This is a genomic window from Paenibacillus pasadenensis DSM 19293 (assembly GCF_000422485.1).
GTDB classification, from domain to species: domain Bacteria; phylum Bacillota; class Bacilli; order Paenibacillales; family Paenibacillaceae; genus Paenibacillus_O; species Paenibacillus_O pasadenensis.
Window position 1 is genome coordinate 1 of record NZ_KE383860.1, and the last position, 20,577, is coordinate 20,577.

23 protein-coding genes and 1 rRNA gene are annotated in these 20,577 nt (G+C 61.9%); 1 reads left to right on the top strand and 23 read right to left on the bottom strand.

Annotated elements, in window-relative coordinates; translation table 11 throughout:
• Both H582_RS0123885 and H582_RS0123890 read right to left on the bottom strand, forming a co-directional pair.
• Positions 1 to 277: ribosomal RNA gene (locus tag H582_RS0123885) — 16S ribosomal RNA — on the bottom strand; the annotation flags it as partial.
• 328 nt (positions 278 to 605) lie between these two features.
• A complete protein-coding gene (locus tag H582_RS0123890; RefSeq protein WP_043111990.1) occupies positions 606 to 1,475 on the bottom strand; it encodes a nucleotidyltransferase-like protein in 870 nt (289 codons plus the stop codon).
• 149 nt (positions 1,476 to 1,624) lie between these two features.
• Between H582_RS0123890 and H582_RS0123895 the strand changes: the two genes are divergently transcribed.
• Positions 1,625 to 2,020, top strand: a complete 396-nt coding sequence (locus H582_RS0123895; RefSeq protein WP_028600553.1) for a YgzB family protein — start codon at positions 1,625 to 1,627, stop codon at positions 2,018 to 2,020.
• A 58-nt stretch (positions 2,021 to 2,078) separates the two neighbouring features.
• On the opposite strand, the gene H582_RS0123900 is transcribed toward H582_RS0123895, so the two are convergent.
• The 21 genes from H582_RS0123900 to alr all read right to left on the bottom strand — a co-directional run bounded on the left by H582_RS0123900 (position 2,079) and on the right by alr (position 20,495).
• Entirely contained in the window at positions 2,079 to 3,812 is a 1,734-nt protein-coding gene (locus H582_RS0123900; protein WP_028600554.1) for a glycosyl hydrolase family 18 protein, read from the bottom strand.
• A 127-nt stretch (positions 3,813 to 3,939) separates the two neighbouring features.
• Positions 3,940 to 4,377, bottom strand: a complete 438-nt coding sequence (perR, locus tag H582_RS0123905; protein WP_028600555.1) for a peroxide-responsive transcriptional repressor PerR — start codon at positions 4,375 to 4,377, stop codon at positions 3,940 to 3,942.
• Positions 4,378 to 4,480: 103 nt separating this feature from the next.
• Positions 4,481 to 6,469 carry a DUF4097 family beta strand repeat-containing protein gene (locus H582_RS0123910; RefSeq protein ID WP_028600556.1) on the bottom strand — a complete coding sequence of 663 codons (1,989 nt, stop codon included), beginning with the start codon at positions 6,467 to 6,469 and terminating at the stop codon, positions 4,481 to 4,483.
• Entirely contained in the window at positions 6,466 to 7,191 is a 726-nt protein-coding gene (locus H582_RS0123915) for an MgtC/SapB family protein (RefSeq protein WP_043111992.1), read from the bottom strand. Before H582_RS0123915 ends, H582_RS0123910 begins: the two co-directional genes overlap by 4 nt.
• Positions 7,192 to 7,408: 217 nt before the next feature.
• Positions 7,409 to 8,851: an Asp-tRNA(Asn)/Glu-tRNA(Gln) amidotransferase subunit GatB gene (gene gatB, locus H582_RS0123920; protein ID WP_028600558.1), complete on the bottom strand. Its 1,443-nt coding sequence runs from the start codon at positions 8,849 to 8,851 to the stop codon at positions 7,409 to 7,411.
• A 41-nt stretch (positions 8,852 to 8,892) separates the two neighbouring features.
• Positions 8,893 to 10,341: an Asp-tRNA(Asn)/Glu-tRNA(Gln) amidotransferase subunit GatA gene (gene gatA / locus H582_RS0123925; protein WP_028600559.1), complete on the bottom strand. Its 1,449-nt coding sequence runs from the start codon at positions 10,339 to 10,341 to the stop codon at positions 8,893 to 8,895.
• A 28-nt stretch (positions 10,342 to 10,369) separates the two neighbouring features.
• Positions 10,370 to 10,657: an Asp-tRNA(Asn)/Glu-tRNA(Gln) amidotransferase subunit GatC gene (gene gatC / locus H582_RS0123930; protein WP_028600560.1), complete on the bottom strand. Its 288-nt coding sequence runs from the start codon at positions 10,655 to 10,657 to the stop codon at positions 10,370 to 10,372.
• A gap of 277 nt (positions 10,658 to 10,934) precedes the next feature.
• Complete coding sequence (locus tag H582_RS0123935) at positions 10,935 to 11,642, bottom strand: metal-dependent hydrolase (protein ID WP_028600561.1); 708 nt, start codon at positions 11,640 to 11,642, stop codon at positions 10,935 to 10,937.
• Between the two features lie 64 nt (positions 11,643 to 11,706).
• Entirely contained in the window at positions 11,707 to 12,093 is a 387-nt protein-coding gene (locus tag H582_RS0123940) for a hypothetical protein (protein ID WP_028600562.1), read from the bottom strand.
• An 80-nt stretch (positions 12,094 to 12,173) separates the two neighbouring features.
• Positions 12,174 to 12,659 carry a hypothetical protein gene (locus H582_RS0123945; RefSeq protein WP_028600563.1) on the bottom strand — a complete coding sequence of 162 codons (486 nt, stop codon included), beginning with the start codon at positions 12,657 to 12,659 and terminating at the stop codon, positions 12,174 to 12,176.
• 30 nt (positions 12,660 to 12,689) lie between these two features.
• Entirely contained in the window at positions 12,690 to 13,115 is a 426-nt protein-coding gene (locus H582_RS0123950; RefSeq protein ID WP_028600564.1) for a hypothetical protein, read from the bottom strand.
• Entirely contained in the window at positions 13,112 to 13,258 is a 147-nt protein-coding gene (locus H582_RS32285; protein ID WP_156876722.1) for a hypothetical protein, read from the bottom strand. The genes H582_RS0123950 and H582_RS32285 overlap by 4 nt, the downstream gene beginning before the upstream one ends.
• 19 nt (positions 13,259 to 13,277) lie before the next feature.
• On the bottom strand, positions 13,278 to 13,427 hold the full coding sequence (locus H582_RS32520; protein ID WP_164820143.1) for a hypothetical protein: 150 nt from the start codon (positions 13,425 to 13,427) through the stop codon (positions 13,278 to 13,280).
• 22 nt (positions 13,428 to 13,449) lie between these two features.
• Entirely contained in the window at positions 13,450 to 14,352 is a 903-nt protein-coding gene (locus tag H582_RS0123965; RefSeq protein WP_052333618.1) for a hypothetical protein, read from the bottom strand.
• A 12-nt stretch (positions 14,353 to 14,364) separates the two neighbouring features.
• Positions 14,365 to 15,306 (bottom strand): magnesium transporter CorA family protein, encoded by a 942-nt coding sequence (locus H582_RS0123970; RefSeq protein WP_028600566.1) that lies wholly within the window; start codon positions 15,304 to 15,306, stop codon positions 14,365 to 14,367.
• Positions 15,299 to 16,705: an ATPase, T2SS/T4P/T4SS family gene (locus tag H582_RS29400; protein ID WP_052333619.1), complete on the bottom strand. Its 1,407-nt coding sequence runs from the start codon at positions 16,703 to 16,705 to the stop codon at positions 15,299 to 15,301. The genes H582_RS0123970 and H582_RS29400 overlap by 8 nt, the downstream gene beginning before the upstream one ends.
• A complete protein-coding gene (locus H582_RS0123980; protein ID WP_028600567.1) occupies positions 16,702 to 17,538 on the bottom strand; it encodes a CpaE/TadZ family protein in 837 nt (278 codons plus the stop codon). The genes H582_RS29400 and H582_RS0123980 overlap by 4 nt, the downstream gene beginning before the upstream one ends.
• Entirely contained in the window at positions 17,535 to 18,260 is a 726-nt protein-coding gene (locus tag H582_RS0123985; RefSeq protein WP_028600568.1) for an SAF domain-containing protein, read from the bottom strand. Before H582_RS0123985 ends, H582_RS0123980 begins: the two co-directional genes overlap by 4 nt.
• 226 nt (positions 18,261 to 18,486) lie before the next feature.
• A complete protein-coding gene (locus H582_RS0123990) occupies positions 18,487 to 18,837 on the bottom strand; it encodes a type II toxin-antitoxin system PemK/MazF family toxin (protein WP_028600569.1) in 351 nt (116 codons plus the stop codon).
• A gap of 3 nt (positions 18,838 to 18,840) precedes the next feature.
• Positions 18,841 to 19,122 carry a CopG family ribbon-helix-helix protein gene (locus H582_RS0123995; RefSeq protein WP_028600570.1) on the bottom strand — a complete coding sequence of 94 codons (282 nt, stop codon included), beginning with the start codon at positions 19,120 to 19,122 and terminating at the stop codon, positions 18,841 to 18,843.
• Between the two features lie 182 nt (positions 19,123 to 19,304).
• The gene (alr, locus tag H582_RS0124000) at positions 19,305 to 20,495 is read right to left on the bottom strand and encodes an alanine racemase (RefSeq protein ID WP_028600571.1); all 1,191 of its coding nucleotides are present in this window, start codon (positions 20,493 to 20,495) and stop codon (positions 19,305 to 19,307) included.
• Positions 20,496 to 20,577 lie beyond the last annotated feature (82 nt).

Below are 20,577 nucleotides of genomic sequence, written 5' to 3' on the forward strand. Positions count from 1 at the left end.
CTTGGTGAGCCGTTACCTCACCAACTAGCTAATGCGCCGCAGGCCCATCCCCGAGTAACAGATTGCTCCGTCTTTCCCGATCTCCCCAGGAGGGAAGACCGCCTATCTGGTATTAGCATCCGTTTCCGGAGGTTATCCCAGTCTCGAGGGCAGGTTGCCTACGTGTTACTCACCCGTCCGCCGCTAACCTCACCCCGAAGGACAAAATCCGCTCGACTTGCATGTATTAGGCACGCCGCCAGCGTTCGTCCTGAGCCAGGATCAAACTCTCCATAAAGGTAGTTCGATGACTCATTTATAATGCTGACTTGCTTCACTCGTTGTTCAGTTTTCAAAGAACAAATGTCGTTCACCTTTCAAGCGGCGACCTTCATAATATATCACAAGCGCCCACTCGATTGCAACAACTTTTTTCGGAAAGCTTCATCGACATGGCATCGATTCCGTTTTTTCCCGGCCCTCTCGAAGCGGCGAGATTTAATTTAACACAAGCTCAAAGGCAGCGTCAAGCCTTTAAACGACATTTTTCTCATCTTTCTCGGACAGCCGATAAAAAACCCGAAAACAGCTTGCTGCAGCTGCTTTCGGGTTTTATAAAGATGCGCTCATCTCGGCAGCTTGTAGCGAAGATCAAGCGATTCTCCGCCCGTTTCTTTGGAGAGAACCGCCACCTCCCGCAAGTAGCCCCGCTGCACGTTCCGCTGAAGCAGGAGCGACAGGTCGATCGGCAAATCCGAAAGCGACTCGTCGTCAGACAGCTCCGCGATGCTCCAAGGCTCTTCTCTGGACTCCAGTACTTGAAAGATCAGCTGGCAGCTGGAGCGCATCTTGCTCATGATGGCGAATTCGCAAGCGAGCAAAACGAGCTTGATGCGCTGCTCCAGCGTCTCCGGACTTGTCGCAAGCTCTTCAAAAAGCTTATAGATGCCCGGGTGGAACCGACGCATCTGGCGCCACACCGCAGGCTCGGGATGCTGGCCGGACTCGATCAGCTCCAGGTGAGCGTAATGGTTGAGCGTCCGCACGATGTGGTTATGGGCATCGAGCACCATTCCGTCCTCCAAGCTCTGCTTGGCGAAGAGATAGGACCGGAGGAACTGGCTGTACTCGACAAGCAGCCTTCGCTGCTGGATCTCTTCGGAAAACACCATGACATCGGATCGAAGACGGTCGACGATTCCTTCCGGATCATGGATGATCTCTCCTCTCAGAATCCATTCCATGACGTCCTTGTGGCGGCTGCTCGCAATCCAATGAAGGAGAAGATCGCGGGTCACCCTCCGGATCATGACCTGCTGGCCATCCATGCGGCGGTGCTGAATGGAGGCGAGTCCGCAGGCTACATCGCTGATCACAAGAAGAAGCAGGTCCAGACCGTCGAGCTGCCGCTGAAACGGATACGGATCCCGGACGGCGACAAGCCCGATGACGCCTTCTTCATACTGAAACAAGCTCGCAACCTGTTTGTTTAACATCTCCACACATATCCCCCATATAGCGTCAACGGGACGTTTCCGCTATAATATTATTCTGCGGATTCAATTCGACAAATAAAGTCTGTTTCCTGCCTTAACCGCAAGAAATCGGGACGAAGTCCCATTTCCGTGAAGGGAATGTTGAAACGATGCTTCTGAAGTCCAGCAAAATCAATGAGTTCCGCTTATGGGGCCTCGTCCTCATCCTTGTCGGCATGGGCGTCATGATATTAGGTACGGCCGGCATCGTATTCTGGGGCCAGACCGGCAAGGTAGTCGCCGCGATCTTCATGGTCATCGGCATGATCGCGCTGGTGATCAGCGTCGGCATCTACTTCTGGGCGGGCATGCTGTCCACGAGCGCGGTCATGCTGATCTGCCCGGAATGCGGGCGCCAGACCAAGATCCTGGGCCGTACGGATCGCTGCATGTACTGCAAAACGATCCTGACGCTGGATGCGGAGCGCGCTACGGAAGGCTACGAGGCTCCCGAGACGCATGCCGCGCCGGAGGACAAGCCGGCCCCGCCCGCAAGCCAAGCCTGACCGCAGCAAAAACCGCCGGACCTCTCGCAGGTCCGGCGGTTTTTGCATTCTTTTGGAATCAGGAAGGACGAGACAGACTCTCATGAATGACGCCCCAGATGCTGTCCGTCTGGAAAGAACGCGCCCAAGTAGCAACGCCGGCCAAGCCGTACTTGTGCACGAGCTCCACCCTCGCCTCGATCGACCGCTCATCCTCGATCCAGATCCGGTTTCGGACGCCTTCCTTTTCGGCATACTCGATGTAGTTCTGTCCAGCCGCCTCATCAAACACGGGTGTCAGCTTGCGGTCCCGCATGATCTCGCGGATGCGATCCATGCCGACGGCCTTGGACGACACGTCTACGCTCCCATCCTCGCCCTTGGACTCGCTCCAGATCCGGGTATACAGCGGCATGCTGAGCACGAGCTTCGCCGGATCGACGCCGTCTTCCTCCAGCAGGCGCTTTATGGAAGCCTCTACCCAAGGAAGCGATGCGACCGAGCCGGCCTTTGGACTGCTCGCCCAGTGCTCGTCATACGCCATCAGCATCATATAGTCGACGCTGTCGATCAGCGCCTCGCGATCGAGGAACAGCGACCACATCTCGCTGCTCGACTTCGGGGTGACATCGATCGAGACGATCAGCCCCGCTTCGTGCAGCATCGGAGACAGCTCCCGCACGAACTGCACGAAGTTCTGCTTGTCTGAGGTGCGCACGTTCTCGAAGTCGATATTGATCCCCTGCAGCTTGTACATCTCCGCATAAGCGAGCAGCTGCCGGATCATCGTGAACCGGGTCTCGGCGCTCGAGAGCACCTTGGTCGTCAGATCCGGATCAAAGGCGTTGCTGAACAGCGCCCACACCTGCATCCCCCTCTGGCGAGCCCAGGCTCCGTAGGACGCATCGGCCTTGCTGCGGATCTGGCCGCTGCCGTCGCTGACCTCGAACCAGGTCGGACTGACGACGTTGACGCCCTCCATCGCCGGATAGCCGGACGGATCGGGATGCTTGCTGTAGACGGCTTCCCAGGTGAGATTGACCTTCTGGCCCGGCTTCCATGGAAGCGCAGGCTCCTCCTCCTGGAGCGGCGCGATCACGCGGTCTCCGGTGAAGCGAAGCTCTTTTTTGCGGACATAGCCCGAGTGGCCCTCCGGCCCTTGCACCTTGTACCAGTCTTCCTGCTCTCCCCATACGATCAGCGGCTGGCCCGGCGCGGCCCGATCCACATAGGGACGATGGATGGACGGCTCCGACCGCACGAAAATGTCCTCGTCATCCTTCGCGGAAACGGCCATCCTGAGCCGGTCCCCGGCTCTTTCCAACGTCATGACGCCGCTCGCGGAGGAGATCTCCGCCTGGATGCCGTACAACGTCTTGAGCGGAGACAGCGGCATGTAGACGCGTCCGTTCCGTTCCACCGGTGCTACGGCAAGCTGGAACGGCTTGTCGCCGAGCTTGGCTTGCAGCTCGTCCTTTTTCATGAAGAGCACCTTCGTATCGCTCGTGAGGATGATCGACTGCGTCTTCTCCTCGTACCAGACGGGCAGATCGCTGCCCAGCACCGACCTGATCGCCTCGAGCGGAAGCAGCGTCTGGCCTTGCTCGATCAGCGCGCCTTCCTTCAAGTACGTCCCTCCGTAGAACAGCGGATGGGCATGGCCGTATTCCGGCTTCATATCGTCACGGCTCGGCGTGAGCTTGCTGTAGGCCGCCCACGCGCCCGCTATCATTCCAATTATCAGGCAAAAGCCAAGCAGCCGCCGGAAGCCGCTTCTGCGGCGCTTGCCTCCGTAGGCTTGTCCCCTCTTCATGCTTCACGCTCCTTTGCTGTCATCCCCTAGACGAGTCTTGCCGACGGAAAGTTGTCTCTCTACTCTATGAGTCTATCGGCAAAAAAATGCAAAAAAAAGCCGGGAAGCGGCGCTTCTCCAGGCTCGATTACGAGTGCGGCACGGCAGCCCGACAGGACGTGCATACGCCGTAGATCTCCATGCGATGACCTTCGACGCGGAATCCGGTCTCCCGCGAAGCGGCGCGCTCGACTTCCATCAGCGGCGGATAGTCGAAGTCGACGATCTCGCCGCAGACCTTGCAGATGGCATGATAATGATCCGACAGATTCGCATCGAAACGGCTTGAGTCGTCTCCGTAAGTCAGCTCCCGCACGAGGCCCGCCTCCACGAACAGCCGGAGGTTGTTGTAGATCGTCGCGACGCTCATGCTCGGGAAATCGGGTGACAAAGCTTTATAGATCTCATCCGCGGTAGGATGAGTCATCGAGTTCATCAGAAACCCAAGTATCGCGTGACGCTGCGGGGTCATGCGGACGCCGCTGGATTTAAGCTGCTCTAGGGCTTGTTCTACGCTGGCTCCCATTCCCGATCACGCCTTCCTTATAGTCTTAATTACTTTGTAGTAGTTCTATTGTACGCGCGGATTTCCCGTTTTGTCAACGAAACCGGCGCTCACGCAGCTGGAACTATTCGGGCATGGACGGGTAGGCGTAGATGGAGATGTCGCTGTTCGCATCCACGCGAATCCGATGGAGGCCGAGTCCGATGATGCCTTCGACCCGCTTCTTCGTCACCTGGAGCGGCAGCTCCGAGCGGATCTCGCCGAACGTGACCGCGCCGTCCATGACAAAGGAGGATGACGTCGGCAGCGACAGCATGACCTCGCCGATCGAGCTGTCGATGTCCCAGCCCCCGCCGACGGACGAGCTGCGGATGCGGATCTCGCCGTTCAGCGTGTCGGCCTGAAGGCTGCCCGCCACTTCCTCGACCCGGATAAATCCGTTTTTCGTCTCGAGGATGGTCGACTCCCCCTCGATGTCGCCCACTTCAAGATTGCCGTTGCTCGTGTAGGCATTGATCGAGCCGCTGATGCGCGAAGCCTGGATGCTGCCGTCGCGGGCGGATAGGGCGGCATCGCCGAAGATCCGTTCCGCTGCGATATTGCCGCTGGTCGTGTCGGCCTCGACCTTGCCTCGAAGATCGCGCAGCTCGATGGAGCCGTTCCGGTTTTTGATCGTCCATCCTCCCTCGGCGGTCAGGCCGGACATCGACACGTTGCCGTTGCCGGCATGGAGCAGCACCTTGACCGCCTGAGGTCCGGGAGTCGGCGAAGCCGACGGGCTTGGCGGCAAGGACGCTTCGGGCGTCGCCGCGGCGGACGGAGGCTCGCTCGGCCCGGCTGCCGTCATGCCGGAAACCGGCTCCAGGGACGCGCTGCCGCCGGCCGAAGGCAATGGAGCAGCAGCGGCGATGGACGGGCCAGGGGATGAAAGCCCTGTCGGCAAGGACGGCAGCGGCAGCAGAGGGAGCGGTTCCGGCTCGTCGATACGGAACGAAGCCTCAAGATCGGCCGGCAACGTCACGATCAGGTTGTAGCGGGGCAGCCGGGAGCCGTTCGCTCCGTAAGGCATGCCTTGGGCGACGATTTCCAGCTTGTCTTCCGAGCTGACTTTCAGCTTCGACTTCTGGCGGACGTAATCCGCTTCCTGGGAATCCTCCGTATCCACCCATAGCTCGGCCTCAACGGTCACCAGACGGCTGTCCGGACTCGAGCGGACCGTCACATCGCCGTTCGGATTGTCGAGGATGACGCTCGTCACCTGCTCCTCGAGCGTCAGGACGATCGGCTCCTCCTCGTAGCGGAAGCCTTTTTCCTCCGACAGGTTTTCCAGGCTCGTCCGGCCGGCATACTGGTCGAGCCAGCGGAACGGCAGGCCCCCGTACTGGGTGACGGCATAGGCCGATCCGATTAGCAGCACCGCGGCCGCGGCCGCTCCAGCGCCGACGGACAGCCGGCGGCCGGGACGATGCTTTTCGAGCAGCTGGAACGCCAGCATCTCGATGCCGGCAAGCACGAACAGCATCGGCCACCAGTCGGAGAGCAGGCCGATGTCGTTGCGCTCGCGGACCTGATCCCACAGAAGGATCGCTCCGCAAGCCGCAAGCAGCAGGATGGAGCTGAGCCTTCCGAAACGGAACTGCTCCGGCCGCCTTCGCAGCGACAGCCAGGCCGCCAGAGCGAGCAGCACCGCTCCGGAGGCCATGTCGCCGATCCAGTCGAGCCGCGGCTGGACCGCCTCGGTCGGGCGAATCAGAAACAACAGCAGCAAGCCGCCCGCCACCAGCACGAGGCTATGCCGCAAGGAAAACGGACCAGCGTCGCTTCTCTTGCCCGCGGGCGCAAGCTTGATTCGGGAATGGATTTCGAGTGAATCGAAGACGCTATAGAAATACAAAGCCGGCAGGGCGTAGCCGAGATAGAGCAGCAGCAGCGCGCGGCTCCCGCTCGTCGAATCCGAAAAGCGGATCAGCGCCGCCAAATCAAGCAGCACGACGAGCAGCAGCAGCAGGCCGCGGCCGTACCAGCCCAAATACAGATGGCCGCCGCCCGGAAGCAAGGCGGCATAGAGGCCGGTCAGCCAACGATTTTTTCGGTTGCGGGCTTCGGCGCTCATTCGGCACTCACGGCATGCACGCCCTCCAGGCATTTGATTTTTTCCAACAGCGGAATCAGCTTATCCTGCTTCGGAAACGTAATATGCAGCAGGAGCATGACCCGCGGCCGCTCCAGCTCCCGGTCTCCGTACTCCTGCAGCGACAGCTTGCGCATGACGATGCCCTGCTCCGCGAGCAAGGCGCTCACGGCCTGCAGCAGCGCTTCCTTTTCGTCGGCCAGCACCTTCAGATGATGCTCGCGCTTGCCGCCGCTAAACTTTTTTTCGAGCTTGTTGAGCACGACGAGCACGAGCAGCACGAGCACGGTCGTCGCGACCGCCGGCAGCAGGAAGCCCGCGCCGACCGACAAGCCGATGGCGGATACGACCCAGAGCGAAGCCGCAGTCGTCAAGCCGGTGATCGACTTGCCCGTAAACAGGATTGTCCCGGCTCCCAGGAACCCGATCCCGGTAATGACCTGCGCGGCCAGGCGCGCGGGATCGAGCCGAACGTTCGTCTCGTTGACGAACTGAGCGAAGCCGTATATGGACAACAGCATCAAGAGGCAGGAGCCGAGACAGACGAGGATGTTGGTGCGGAAGCCGGCGGCGTGGTTGGACTGCTCCCGTTCGAACCCGACGAGGCCGCCGAGCAGCACCGCGATGAACAGCCTCAGCAGCAGCTCCCATTCGTTGATATACCACGGACTGTCCGAAGCGATCGAGTGTAGCGCGTTGTTCATGCCATTCCTCCCATGAATGCCGAATGTCCGTGCGCCGCGGGCATAACCGCCGACGCTTCTCATTGTATGCGCGGGCTCCAATTGTTTGCCGGGCATGGGGCATGTTGTATTTTACCCTGATTAGTGCGGATTGCCGCTTCTTTTTTAAATGAACAAAGCCGCCCTCCCGAATCGAGAGGACGGCTGCTGCCGGATATCCGGATGGATGCCGACGAATTCAGGCGTTGAGGACGTCGACGAGCAGCTTGTTGACGAGTCCGGGATTCGCCTTGCCTCGCGACTCCTTCATCACTTGGCCGACGAGGAAGCCGATCGCCTTTTCCTTGCCGGCTCGGTAATCCTCGACCGATTGCGGATTGGCGGCGACGATCTTCTCGACGATCGCCTTGATCGCGCCTTCGTCGCTGATCTGCACGAGTCCTTGCTCCTCGACGATCTGCTGCGGGCGCTTGCCGCTTTCGAGCATTTCCTTGAAGACGGTCTTGGCGATCTTGCCGCTGATCGTGCCCTTCTCCAGCAAGCCGATCATCTCGCCGAGGCCCTGGCCGGTGATGCGGACAGCCTCGATCTCCTTCCCGGTCTGGTTCAGGTAGCCGAGCAGGTCGCCCATGATCCAGTTGGAGACGGCCTTGGCGTCCTTGGTGTAGGACAAGCTCTCCTCGAAGAAGTCGGCCAGCTTTTTGGAAGCGGTGATGACGCCGGCATCGTAGGCGGGCAGGCCGTACTCCGCCGTATAGCGGGCTTGGCGAGCGTCCGGCAGCTCCGGGATGGAGGCGCGCACGCGCTCCTTCCACTCGCTGTCGATGTGCAGCCGCACGAGATCGGGGTCCGGGAAGTAGCGGTAGTCATGCGACTCTTCCTTGCCTCGCATCGAGAAGGTCTTGCCCTGGCTGTCGTCCCAGCGGCGCGTCTCCTGCACGACCGTACCGCCGGCGTCGAGGATATCGGCCTGGCGGAGCTGCTCGTACTCAAGGCCGCGCTGCACGCCGCGGAACGAGTTCATGTTTTTAAGCTCGGCGCGAATGCCGAACTTCTCCTGGCCCCAAGGGCGCAGGCTGATGTTGGCGTCGCAGCGGAGGCTGCCTTCCTCCATCTTGACGTCGGATACGTCGCAGTACTGCATGATGGCGCGGAGCTTCTCCAGGTAAGCCTTGGCTTCCTCCGGCGTGCGCAAATCCGGCTCGGACACGATCTCCACAAGCGGCGTGCCGACGCGGTTAAAGTCGACGAGCGAGGCATAGCCGCCCTCGACATGGGTCAGCTTGCCCGCGTCCTCCTCCAGATGAAGGCGGGTGATGCCGATGCGCTTCGTCTTGCCGTCGACCTCGATGTCGATCCAGCCGTTCTCGCCGATCGGCTGGTCGAACTGGGAAATCTGATACGCCTTGGGCGAATCGGGATAGAAATAGTTCTTGCGGTCGAACTTGCTGACGTCGGCGATCGTGCAGTTCAGCGCCATCGCGGCCTTCATCGCGTAGTCGACCGCCTGGCGGTTGAGCACCGGCAGCACGCCGGGATGCCCCAGGCAGATCGGACAGGTATGGGTATTCGGCGGGGCGCCGAAGGAAGTCGAGCAGCCGCAGAAGATCTTGCTGGCGGTATGAAGCTCGACATGCACTTCAAGCCCGATGACCGTCTCGTACGATTGGTAGTGAGTCATGGCTTAGCTCCTCCTGCTTGCTTGATGCTTGATGCGGCGCCCTACAGCTGCGGGCGCGCCTTGTGGTGGTCCGTATGCTGCTCATAGGCATGGGCGGCGCGCAGCACGGTCGATTCGTCGAACGGCTTGCCGATGAGCTGCAGGCCGACCGGGAGGCCGTCCGCGAAGCCGCATGGCACGCTGATGGCCGGAACGCCGGCGAGGCTGACCGGAATCGTCACGATGTCGTTGAGGTACATCGTCAACGGATCGCCGATCTGCTCGCCGATGCGGAACGCCGTCGTCGGCGCGGTCGGTCCGACGAGCAGGTCGTATTTTTCGAACGCCTGGTCGAAGTCGCGCTTGATGAGCGTGCGGACCTTTTGCGCCTTGAGGTAATAGGCGTCGTAATAGCCGGAGCTCAGCGCGTACGTGCCGAGCATGATGCGGCGCTTGACCTCCTGGCCGAAGCCTTGGCTGCGCGACTTGCGGTACAAGTCGATCAGGTTGTCCGGATCGTCCGCGCGCACGCCGTAGCGCACGCCGTCGAAGCGGGCCAGGTTGGAGGAAGCCTCGGAGGAGGCGAGCAGATAATAGGTCGCGACCGCATATTCGGTATGCGGCAGGGAAACTTCCTCCCAGGTCGCGCCGAGATCCTCAAGCACGCGCAGCGCGGCCAGCACCGCTTCCTTGACCTTCGGATCGATGCCCTCGCCCATGTACTCCTTCGGCACGCCGATGCGCATGCCCTTGATATCCCCGCTGAGCGAGCCGACATAGTCGGGGATGGAGACGTCGGCCGACGTAGAGTCCATGCGGTCGTGGCCGGCGATCGTCTGCAGCACATAAGCCGCGTCCTCGACGTTTTTGGTGATCGGCCCGATCGCGTCGAGCGAGGAGGCGAACGCCACCAGGCCGAAGCGGGAGACGAGGCCGTACGTCGGCTTGAGGCCGACGACGCCGCAGTAGGAGGCCGGCTGCCGGATCGAGCCGCCGGTGTCGGAGCCGAGCGCGAAGTAGACCTGGCCCGCCGCCACCGCCGCTGCGGAGCCGCCGCTCGAGCCGCCCGGCACATAGTCCGTATTCCACGGGTTGCGCACGGGACGGAAGCTGGAGTTCTCGTTGGAGCCGCCCATCGCGAACTCGTCCATGTTGAGCTTGCCGATCGTCACCGCTCCGGCATCCTGAAGCTTGCCGGAGACGGTCGCATCGTAGATCGGATCATAATTGGAAAGAAACTGGCTCGCGCATGTCGTGCGCAGCCCCTTGGTGACGATGTTGTCCTTGATGCCCGCAGGCAGCGCATGCAGCAGTCCCTTGGCCGCGCCGGCCTGATCGAGCTCGGCCGCGCGGACGCGCGCCGCCTCCTCGTTCAGCGTCAGGAACGCGCCGATCCGCTCGTCGGTCTCGGCGATCCGCGCATAGGCCGCCTCGGTCAGCTCGGCCGCGGACAGCTTGCCGGCGGCGAGCTCGTTATGTAGATCCTGTAGTCTTTGATCGAATAAAGCCAACCGATGTTCCTCCCTTCGCCGCTAGCGGCTATTCCAGTACGGCAGGCACCTTGAACTGCCCGTCCTCGTCGTCCGGCGCGTTGCGCAGCGCAGTCTCGTTGGAGACGGACTCGCGCACCACGTCCTCGCGCATCACGTTCGTGACCGGAAGCACATGGCTCGTCGGCTCGATGCCTTCCGTATCCAGCTCGTCCAGTTTTTCTGCGTACTTCAAAATGGCGCTGAGCTGGCTGGCGAACTGTTCCTTCTCTTCCCCGCTCAGCTCCAGCCGCGCCAGATTCGCGACATGCTCGACCGTCTTCGCGTCGATGCTCATCGTTCTTTTCCCCCTTGCCTAGCAAGATGACTGATGCCTGACACCATTCCCCGTATTATACCTTGAGTCCGACAACATTCTCAATGCGCAGCGCTAAACGAATGCGGCAACGCGCACGAAAAAACCGCCGGACCGAAGGTCCGGCGGCCGATGCCGCGTGGAAGGCGCTATCCGCTTTTCCGCACGAAGCTTGCCGGTCTGAATTCGACCAGCAGCAAGCCTGCAAAAGTTCATGAACCCGCTCGCTTGCCCGGATTGGGCTCGAAGCGATCTCCGATCACTTCAGCCCAGCCAGGTCGAGCTTGCCGCCTGGCGGGACGACCTGGCCTTTGAGCCCCAGCTCGCCGAGCCGCGCGACGAACGCATCCGCATCCTGGCGGATCGGCGGGAACGTGTCGTAATGGATCGGCACGACAAGCTTGGCTCCGTACCACTCGGCGGCTTGCAGCGCATCCTCCTGTCCCATCGTATAATGGCCTCCGATCGGGATGAACGCGACATCCGGCTGGTAGCGGCGGCCGATGAGCGCCATGTCGGAGAACAAGCAGGTGTCCCCCGCATGCAGGAACGTAAGGCCGCCGGCCTCGACGACGAATCCGGCCGGCATGCCGCCGTATACGATGCGCTGCTCGTCCTCGATCACGATGCCCGAGCTGTGGAACGCCTGTACCATCGTCGCCTTGGCGAAGCCGCCGAGATCAACCGTGCCGCCCATGTTCATTCCTAGCGTTTTGGCTCCCTGCCAGGACATGTACGCGGCGAGCTCCGGAATCGCGACGATCGGCGCGCCGGTCCGCTTGGAGATGGCGGCGGCGTCCTGAATGTGGTCCTGATGCGCATGGGTGAGCAGGATGTAATCCGCCTCCACCTCCTCCGCGCTTGTCCGGGCGAGCGGATTTCCGCTCAGAAAAGGATCGATCAGCAGGGACCTGCCGTCCTCCAGCGTGATGCCGATGCAAGATTGTCCATGAAAAACAACGTTCATGCTTCGCTGCACTTCCTTTCGGATTAGGCTCTATTCCTCTATCCCCCGACGGCGGGAGGGTCAATCAGATCCACGCCTTGAGATTGACCTGGCGGATGAAATCCTCCCGGGTCTGCACGTCCTTGGACGAGAGGTCCTCCTCCTCCTCCGGCACCTCCGCGTCGCCGCGGACGATGCGGTTGAACAGCTCCTCGTTGCGGGTGGCGAGCGCATAATCGATCAGCGCCTCGCGCTCCACGCGGTCGGCCTCCAGCTTCAAGAGCACCTTGTCGAGCTCGACATCCAATCCCGGAACGAGGAAGTTCCGGTTGTGAGCCGGAACGCGCACGACATAATCGAATACATTGTCCGCATTGCGGTCGTAAGCAATGATATATCCATACTCCCCGACAGGAAGATTCTGCTCATACTGATCGGAAACGATCACGACTTTTTCGCCGAGCTTGAACATTGGTCCATCGCCCTCCCTAGCCCCACTCTTTCAATTCTAGTAAAAGTTTACTAGAAGGGAGGGGGGATGGCAAATCAAGATCAAGGCAAAACGAGCTGCGCCGTGCCCTTCACATGCCAGACGATCGGCTCCATGACGGAAAACAGCCGGGGATGCTCGATGCGGACGATCAGGACGACGCCTGGCCGATCCAGCGTCACTTCGTAGTCGAAGCGGCTGTCGCGGTATACATACGGGAAGGAATGCTCCCGGCCGATGACTTCCCACGCCTCGACGACAACGGCCGCTTTCAGCCTGGATCCTGCAGCCGGCCGCCCTTCGCCGTCCAAGAACAGGTTTTCCTGCAAATAGATGGCGGCGGCAGCCTCGGCCCGAGCTTTGTCGATGTCGAACCGACCTTCCGCCAGCTCCTCCTCATCCAGCTGCTGGGCGGCGGCATGAGCCGCGCGGTTGACGGCATGCTTCGCTTCGAACAGCATCCGCACGGCACGCTCCTCGTCCGCTTGCGCCGCATGCGCGCTCAGCCAGAGCATGCTCATCAGCAGGACCAGCAGCAGCTTGTACATCGTCTTCCCTACCTTTCCGCCACGAAACCGTTACGGCACGAATTCGCTCATCTTCAGTCCGACCGCTCGTATCCGCTCGCCTGCGGAAGGCGCGGGAATGCCGATCAGGCGGTCGATCTCGAACAGCCGCTCGTACGGATAGCTCGCCTCCAGCCGCAGTCCCGTCCCTCTCGGCAACGGCTCGCTCGCGCGGTCGGCCGGCAAGCCGTTCGTGGAGCTGACCCGGAACTCGACCGCCTCGGGCCGCATGCCGACGGCGGCGAGCCGCCCCCGCGCCTGCTCAAGCATCTCCGCATCGATGTAGCCGCGGCTGCCGCTCGCTCCGATCTCGAGCAGGTAATCCACTTCCTTCTGCAGCATCGCTTCCCGCATGACGAGCACATGCTTATAGACCGGCGAGAACATCATCCAGCAGAACATCGCCGCGAACAGGACGAACACGAGAATCTGCTTCAAGGATCCGTGCTCCGAATGCTCTGGGACATGGCGCTTCCGAAGCTTTCCAAGCCGGCCTTCGTCCCCTGCGGTCCTTGCGCGACAGCGACATAAAGCAGCAGCACCGCGGCCAGCAGCAGCACCGATGCAAGAATTTCCTTCACGATTCCACCTTCCTTCGCTTTAAGGGAGCAGGTTGCCGATCATCGTGTTCGCGCCGTTGCCTTGGGTCTGAATCCGCGAACGGGTGCCGGTCGCATTGTCTGAAATAATCGTATTGAAGAGCACCAGCATGACGACGATCATCATGACGGTGACGAGAATGTTTCGCATGCTCTCACCTCCTTTTCTCGTGTTATTGCAGGGAGTCGAACAGCTTCTGGCTTTCTCTCACCCAAGGGTAGATGAAGACTTGAAACGTGTAGAGGATCGGCAGTCCGGCGAGGATGAACAGCACGTAAGAGCCGGATTCCTTGCGGGATTCCTTGACGATCTCCAGCTTTTCCTTGTAGTCGCGGATCCGCTCCCGCAGCAGCCCGTAGTAGGCATCGTCTTCGTGCAGCCGCAGGGAATCGACCGTCTCGGCAAAGCTGATCGCTTCCTCGGTGCCGACTCGCGTCTTGAACATGCGGATCGCCTCGCCCGCATCGTGATACCACTCGCCGAGCAGATTCTGGAGCTCGCCGCGGATCGACCTCGTATACGGAACGCAGCGCATGAGCTTGGCATGGATATGGAGCGACGAGCCTTGCAGGTACAGCAGCTGAGTGCTGACGGTATGGATCTCGCGGATGACTTTGGCGGAGCGTGCCTGCCGGATCGACTCCAGCGCGATCTTATCGACGAGCAGCGCGAACGTCAGCAAGATCAGCGCTCCCCATCCTGCCAGCGGTAGGACAAGAAGCGGCCTGACGCCAAGAGCCGGCAGGCCGGCGCCAAGCAGGGCGGCAAGCGCGCCCGCCGCGAAGACGATCCGGCGAGCAGCCGCATAGGCCGCGCCGTCCCATCGAATCCCGCAGCCGGCCAGAAGCCTCGATCGCTCCTCGACGACGCGGCTGGTCCGCTTCAGACCTACGATCCTAAGCTGACGATCCGCAAGCAGCCGCCCCTCCGGCCCGCGGCGCTGCAAATGCATCCATCGCGGTCTTTTGGTCGACAGCCGCCGCAGCAGCGCATAGATCAGGATCGTCAGCAGGACAGCCTGAGCCAGCCAAGCGATCGCGAACCCGGCGCCGTTCCAAGCCTCGATGAGCTTCATGTCGAGCCTCCTTTACATCTTCTTGCGGGATAGCCAAAGCCCCATGACGAAAGAAGCGAAAATGAGGGCCAAAGCGTTGAGCAGAATGTCTCTGCCGCCAGGGTCGAGCACGTAATAGCGGTAGGAGCTTTCGGGATTGTAGCGGAAGTTGATCCCGAGGAACAGGCCGAGGAACAGCACCGGAGTGAAGTTCGCGATCCGGATCTCCAGCAGCTTGTGCCGCTCCTGCTCGTTGGCCCGCCTGGCCCTCCGCATATCGGAAATCAGATCATGAAGATTGTCCGAGATGTCATGGCCTTCGCTGATCGCCACCCGCAGGATCTGGACAAAGTAGTCTCCCCACAAGTGGCCGAGGGAAGCGGAGAACAGGCGCAGGCTCGCCTCGTCGTCTCCTCTGACGCATAGATTCCGGTAGAGCTGCTCGAAGGAGGCTTTCAAATGGCCTTGAAGCCGGTTTTCCTCCACCATCCGGCGGAGAGCTCCGCGGATCTGCCGCTGCCCTGCGACAAGATAGCATTGATAAAACAGCTCGGCTGCCGGCAGGAACTCGAGCCGGGTCTGAAGCTGCCGCTTGAGCAGCATCATCTTCAGGAAGGAATAGGGCGCGAGCGCAAGCATCAGTCCGAGCATCAGCGCGCCTTTGAGGCTGAGGAACAGAATGGCCCCTCCGGCTCCTCCCGACACCAGCAGCAGCAGCGACAATAGCGCGAGCCCCTCCGGACGGATGCCGGACTGCAGCGCGTCCAGCGTGTCGCCCAGCTCCCGGTAAAGCCATCCGGAGCGCTCGAGCATGCGGCGGATCCGTTCGCGCAGCGACCGGCCGCGGCGATAATCGAGCCGGCTCGAGGCCAGGCGCGAATCGTCGCCGAAACGGAGCGCGGAAGCGATCAGCGGCATGAGCGCCAGGCACAGCGCGATCGCCGCCGCCAGGACGAGCCAAGACGATTCAGGCATGGGCGGACTCTCCTTCGAAGCCCGCCTCCTGCAGCGTCAGTCCGCAATCCGCGAGCCTCCGAGCCGCTTCGATGCCGGGCCGCGGCGCCAGCCTCCACCCCTCTCCGCGCCGATAGAGAGCCCATTCTTCCAGCGACGCCTCCCCGTCCCGCCAGCGGATCTCGCCCATGCGGACGATCCTGCGCTTGCCGTCGGCGATGCCCATCTCGATGCCGATCTGCGTGACATGCCTGGCGATCCGCTTGCACAGCCGCGCCGGATCCATTCCCCGCCCGTCGAGCATGCACATGTCGGTGATCGCCTCCGGCACGTCCTCCAGCCGGCTGGCATGCACCGTCGTCATGCTGCCGGCATGTCCGCGCGTACAGGCGCGGACATAGATGTTGGCGTCCTCGTCGCGGATCTCCGCATGCACGATCCGCTGCGGCGACTGCCGGAGCGCAAGCTTGAACGCTTGTGCCGGCCCGTGGCGCTCGTCCTCTTCGTCGGTCTCGTATTCGACGACGTTTTTATTCGGGAACTCCTTGCCGAGCATCATCTCCAGCCGGGACTCCAGCGTGACGATCCGTTCCTCGTCAGGCAGCTCGGCGATGAGCGCCTTCAGCAGATGCGTCTTGCCGGAGCCCGTCGGCCCGATCACGACCAGATTGTAGCGGACGGCCAGCACGGCATGCAGCATGCGCGACATCTGCGGGCAGAGAGTGCCGTAAGCCGGAGCGGCCAGCTCCTCCAGCCGGAACGCCTGCGCTTGGTAGAAGCGCATCGTCAGCGTCGGCAGCGAGGTGAAGCCGTACGCGGTCATCGTCACCCGGGTGCCGTCGCGCAGCATGACTTCCGCCCAGCGCTTGCGCGGGTTGATGCGGTCGTTGTTGTACAGCACCAGGTTCTGCTGGATCCGCTCCACCTCGCCGAGCGTCTGGAATTCGAAGGGAGACCGCTCCACCCGCCCTCCACGCATGAGATAGATCCGCGTGCCGACGACCTGGATCTCTTCGAGTCCCTCCCGTTCCTCGAGGATGCGCTCCAGCACGCCGAGTCCGATCACTTCCGCGAACAGCGCCTCCGCCAGCGACTTGTACGGGGAGCCCATGCCGGGAAGCTCATGAAGCCGCAGCTTCAGCAGCCGGTCGGCGACGAGCGCCATGATCTCCCGGCGCTCCTGACGATAGCCGAGGACGGCCCGGTTGAGCCGCTCTCCGTAAATCCGCCTCTCGTCGTCCGTCATGCCCCGCGGCGAGGCCAGAAAAGAGCGCATGTCCTCCGCCGCCTTGGCGAACGTATCGGGTGCGGCCGCATCCGCCGGATGCCCCGGGCCCGAAGCCTCGCTCGAAGCGGGCTGCCGGATGCCGGAACGCAGCTCCGCGGCGAGCGCCGCAGGCGAGAACCGCTCTCCGCTCATATTCTCAGTTCTCCGCGATGCGCCTTGAGCTTGCGGAACCAAGGCTGCTTGTCCTTGACCGGACGGCAGCGGATGCCGTGCCGTTCCGCCAGCTTGTCCGCAGCGAGGTCCATCGCGATCCGTCCTACGGCGTCCTGCTTCAGCCACGCCTGATACCGGCCTCGATCGAGCGACTCGTAAAAAGCTTGATTGGTCTTGAATTCGGCGATTACGGACAGTCGGGTTTCCTTTTCCATCTCTTTCATGCGATAACCTCCAGTGGTCGATGGGGATTGTATGGCGAGCAGATCGAATTGCTCCGGCAGGATGCCGAACAGAGGCGAGACTTGGCGGATCCAGCGATTGCAGTCCTCCTGAAAATGGGACAGCGCTCCGGTCGTGCACAGGATGCGGGAGCTCGCGGCCCTCATCGCGCCGATCGTCGCGGCATTATCCCAATAGCAGCCCGCATCCGCGACGACGGCCGGAAACGTCTGCCGGGCGATATCCAGCAGATGCTCCGTCTCTTCGAAGGAGTAGAACTCCGCCTGGTCGCGCATCTGATTGCCCGCCAGGACATGGACGAGCGGATGCCCGTCCGGCTGGATGCAGGCCCGTCGCAGCTGGGCGGAAGAGAGGGACGCGGAGGTCAGCTCGGGACGGATGCTGTCCAGCGTCGCTGGCGGACGATCCTGTCCGATGAAGCGGTGGATCTTGGCGCTCCGCAGGTTCAGGCAGAGGAAGCCGACCTCCTCCCCGCTCCTCTCCGCCAGTCTGCACGCAGCCGCGAAGGCGGCGGATGTCGTGCCGATATTCGGCGTCGTGCCGATGAAAGCGATCAACGGCGCGCTCATGGCGCCGCCCCCGTTCCAGCATCCGCGATATCGAGCGAGTCGGCGCTGTAGGCGATGACAAGCTTGACCTCCCCGCCTTTGCACAGCTCGTCGATCCGAAGCCACTGCTCCTCGGTCAAATTCAGGTTGACGAATTCGATCAAGCCGTTTGCGTCTCGGCGGGAGGCGTACATCTTTTGCCGGTTGCCCTCGGCAAGCGAGAGCAGATTCGGATTGTCCAGATCGTCGATCTCCTGATTGCCGCTCGTCTTGACCGACGCGACGACGACCGGGTCCGCAAACAGCCTCACGGACGCCGAGGCGGCGCCGGAGGCATACAGCACGACGCGGTCTCCGGCCCGGATGCCGCTCGACACGGAAAGCACGTACTCCCGCGGCAGCTGGAAGGTCGATTCGCTGCGCGCCGGCAGCAGCCGGTACGAGTCCAGCTTCCAGTCCCGCAGCGGCTCGCCCTGACCGAGCGGCACGACGGCCTCCTGTCCGGCGGCCAGCGACGGCTCCGACATCATGTCCTGCGCGAACGCGCCGGACGGTATCGTCTGCAGGCCGAGATCCTGCGCCTCGATGCGCTCGCCCGCCGCGATGAAGCGCTTCGGAACGAGCACCTGCACGGCATGCTGCCGCTCGATCGAGCGCAGCTGCACGAGGTAGAGCCCGTACACGAGGATCGCCGACAGCATCGCCGCGGCGATCCAGATGAATCTGTTCTTTCCTTTGCCCATAACGGCCCCTCCTGAGGAAAAATAAAAAACGCAAGCAGGAACCTCGGGGAGGTTCAACCGCTTGCGTTCTTCGCGAGCTTATGCGATGCCTGGCATCGCATTCCATATTTGACTGAATTCATAATATCAATCGGATAAAGGGCTGTAAAGCTTTTTTTGCGCCGAGGCTTCGTCAAGCCTCCGGGCGGCGGCCTCATGGCACGGAAGCGCCGCGGCCGTGCCCGGACTAGAAGTCGATCAAGCCGACGCTGATCTGCAGCGCGTCGTCGACATGACGCATCATCTCGTCGTCGAGATGGGTGATCTTGTCGGTCAGCCGCTGCTTGTCGATCGTCCGGATCTGCTCCAGCAGGATGACCGAGTCCCGGTCGAAGCCATGCTCCTTGGCGTCGATCTCGACATGAGTCGGCAGCTTGGCCTTTTGAATCTGGGCCGTGATGGCGGCGACGATGACGGTCGGGCTGAAGCGGTTGCCGATGTCGTTCTGAAGCACGAGCACGGGGCGCACGCCGCCTTGCTCGGAGCCGACGACGGGGGAAAGATCAGCGAAAAACACATCTCCGCGTTTTACGATCAATCGCTACACCCCGCTAACGAGACGGCCGAGCGCGCGGTCAGCGTCTTCCTCCGCTTGAAAAGCTTCCGAGGCCATGTTCAGGTTGATCTTAGCCATTTCCAGATAACCTCTCTGCATCAACTCGCGGATTTGACGCTTCTTGCGCTCCACCAGATAGAGCTTCATCGCCTGGCGGATGAACTCGCTGCGGTTGGAATTCTCCTTGGCGACAATGCCGTCCACTTCTTCCAGCAGATGATCCGGAATGCTGATCATGATTCGTTTGGTATTCTGTACATTGGCCACCAACTCGCACCTCCAAAACTTGTCAAAGCCCATTACCATTATGTCTCCGATGCAAATAGGCTATACTCCACCATACCTATGAGATGCCTGTATCCCGTAGAACAGGCGAGGCGGATGCCCCCTATGGGGGCAATTCGCCGCATGGCGACGATATTCCTGCTTGCCTTCCGCAAAAAATGACATCACCCGTGCGAAAGCGGATTTTCGACCTCGACGATCTCTCCGCCTCGCACATACACTCTCGGAATCCTCGAAGCGATCATGCAGGTGACCTCGTAGTTGATGGTGCCGAGCTGCGCGGCCAGCTCCTCGGCGGTAATCTCCGCCTCTCCCTGGCGTCCGATCAGCACGGCTTCCTCGCCGGCCTCGACCGGCGACCCCGTCGCCGCCTCGGCGCCATTCAGCGCGACCATGCACTGATCCATGCAGATCGTGCCGGCCACCGGAACGCGCTGGCCCCGCACGAGCGCCTGGGCCTTGCCCGACAGCAGGCGGCTGAAGCCGTCCGCGTAGCCGATCGGGATCGTGCCGATGCGCTCGCCGCGCTCCGCGAAGTAGCGGGTGCCGTAGCTGATGCCCCAGCGCTCGGTCAGCTCCTTGACATGCACGAGCTCCGATCGGAGCGACAGCACCGGCTGCAGCGCGAGCCGATTGCGGTCCACCTCGTCCGACGGATAAAGCCCGTACATGCCGATGCCGAGCCGCAGCATGCCTCCGCCGAGCTCCGGCGTATCCATGCCTGCGGCCGTATTGGCGCTGTGCAGGATCTCGATCGGCAGGCCGCGCCTGCGGACCTCGTCCGCAACGGCCGCGAACCGCCCGTATTGCAGCTCGGTATAGCTTTTGTCCGCCTCGTCCGACTTGGCGAAGTGCGTGAACAGCCCCTCCACATGCAGCTGAGGCACGCGCAGCGCCTCCTCGAGGAAGCGCATCGCGTCGCCGGAGCCGTCGGCCAGCCGGCCGAGCCGGCCCATGCCGGTATCGAGCTTCACATGGACCTTGAGCCGGGGACCGTCCAGCGGCAGCGAGCGGGCCGCCTCGAGCGCGTCGTCCCGGTACAGCGCGATCGTAATGTCCAGCGAGCGGGCGAGGTCCAGCGCATGCGCCGGCACGTAGCCAAGGACGAGGATCGGCGTCTTGATGCCGGCCGCGCGGATGCGGAGCGCCTCGTCGAGGAAGGCGACGCCAAGATAGTCGGCCCCGCAGGCTTCCGCCTCCCGCGAGACCGGAACGAGTCCGTGTCCGTAAGCGTTGGCCTTGACCGAAGCGAGCAGCTTCATTCCTTCCGGCGCCGAGCTCCGGAATGCCCGGATGTTGCTTCGAAGGGCATCGAGGGAAATTTCGGCGCGGGTCGGACGGTAATAAGTATCCACCTGATTCATCCCTTTTCGCTTGAAAAACCCAATGCCTCTAATGGTACCCTCGATGCCCGGCAGTGTCAATGAACGAAGCCCT

Bases quoted from the DNA above. Each gene is read 5' to 3' on its own strand.
- H582_RS0123890 (WP_043111990.1), bottom strand. From the start codon at position 1,475: ATGTTAAACAAACAGGTTGCGAGCTTGTTTCAGTATGAAGAAGGCGTC.
- H582_RS0123895 (WP_028600553.1), top strand. From the start codon at position 1,625: ATGCTTCTGAAGTCCAGCAAAATCAATGAGTTCCGCTTATGGGGCCTC.
- H582_RS0123915 (WP_043111992.1), bottom strand. From the start codon at position 7,191: ATGAACAACGCGCTACACTCGATCGCTTCGGACAGTCCGTGGTATATC.
- H582_RS0123935 (WP_028600561.1), bottom strand. From the start codon at position 11,642: ATGAACGTTGTTTTTCATGGACAATCTTGCATCGGCATCACGCTGGAG.
- perR (WP_028600555.1), bottom strand. From the start codon at position 4,377: ATGGGAGCCAGCGTAGAACAAGCCCTAGAGCAGCTTAAATCCAGCGGC.
- H582_RS0123900 (WP_028600554.1), bottom strand. From the start codon at position 3,812: ATGAAGAGGGGACAAGCCTACGGAGGCAAGCGCCGCAGAAGCGGCTTC.
- H582_RS0123970 (WP_028600566.1), bottom strand. From the start codon at position 15,306: ATGCCTGAATCGTCTTGGCTCGTCCTGGCGGCGGCGATCGCGCTGTGC.
- H582_RS0123940 (WP_028600562.1), bottom strand. From the start codon at position 12,093: ATGTTCAAGCTCGGCGAAAAAGTCGTGATCGTTTCCGATCAGTATGAG.
- H582_RS29400 (WP_052333619.1), bottom strand. From the start codon at position 16,705: ATGAGCGGAGAGCGGTTCTCGCCTGCGGCGCTCGCCGCGGAGCTGCGT.
- H582_RS32520 (WP_164820143.1), bottom strand. From the start codon at position 13,427: ATGCGAAACATTCTCGTCACCGTCATGATGATCGTCGTCATGCTGGTG.
- H582_RS0123985 (WP_028600568.1), bottom strand. From the start codon at position 18,260: ATGGGCAAAGGAAAGAACAGATTCATCTGGATCGCCGCGGCGATGCTG.
- H582_RS0123945 (WP_028600563.1), bottom strand. From the start codon at position 12,659: ATGTACAAGCTGCTGCTGGTCCTGCTGATGAGCATGCTCTGGCTGAGC.
- H582_RS0123980 (WP_028600567.1), bottom strand. From the start codon at position 17,538: ATGAGCGCGCCGTTGATCGCTTTCATCGGCACGACGCCGAATATCGGC.
- H582_RS0123965 (WP_052333618.1), bottom strand. From the start codon at position 14,352: ATGAAGCTCATCGAGGCTTGGAACGGCGCCGGGTTCGCGATCGCTTGG.
- gatC (WP_028600560.1), bottom strand. From the start codon at position 10,657: ATGAGCATCGACGCGAAGACGGTCGAGCATGTCGCGAATCTGGCGCGG.
- H582_RS0123910 (WP_028600556.1), bottom strand. From the start codon at position 6,469: ATGAGCGCCGAAGCCCGCAACCGAAAAAATCGTTGGCTGACCGGCCTC.
- gatB (WP_028600558.1), bottom strand. From the start codon at position 8,851: ATGACTCACTACCAATCGTACGAGACGGTCATCGGGCTTGAAGTGCAT.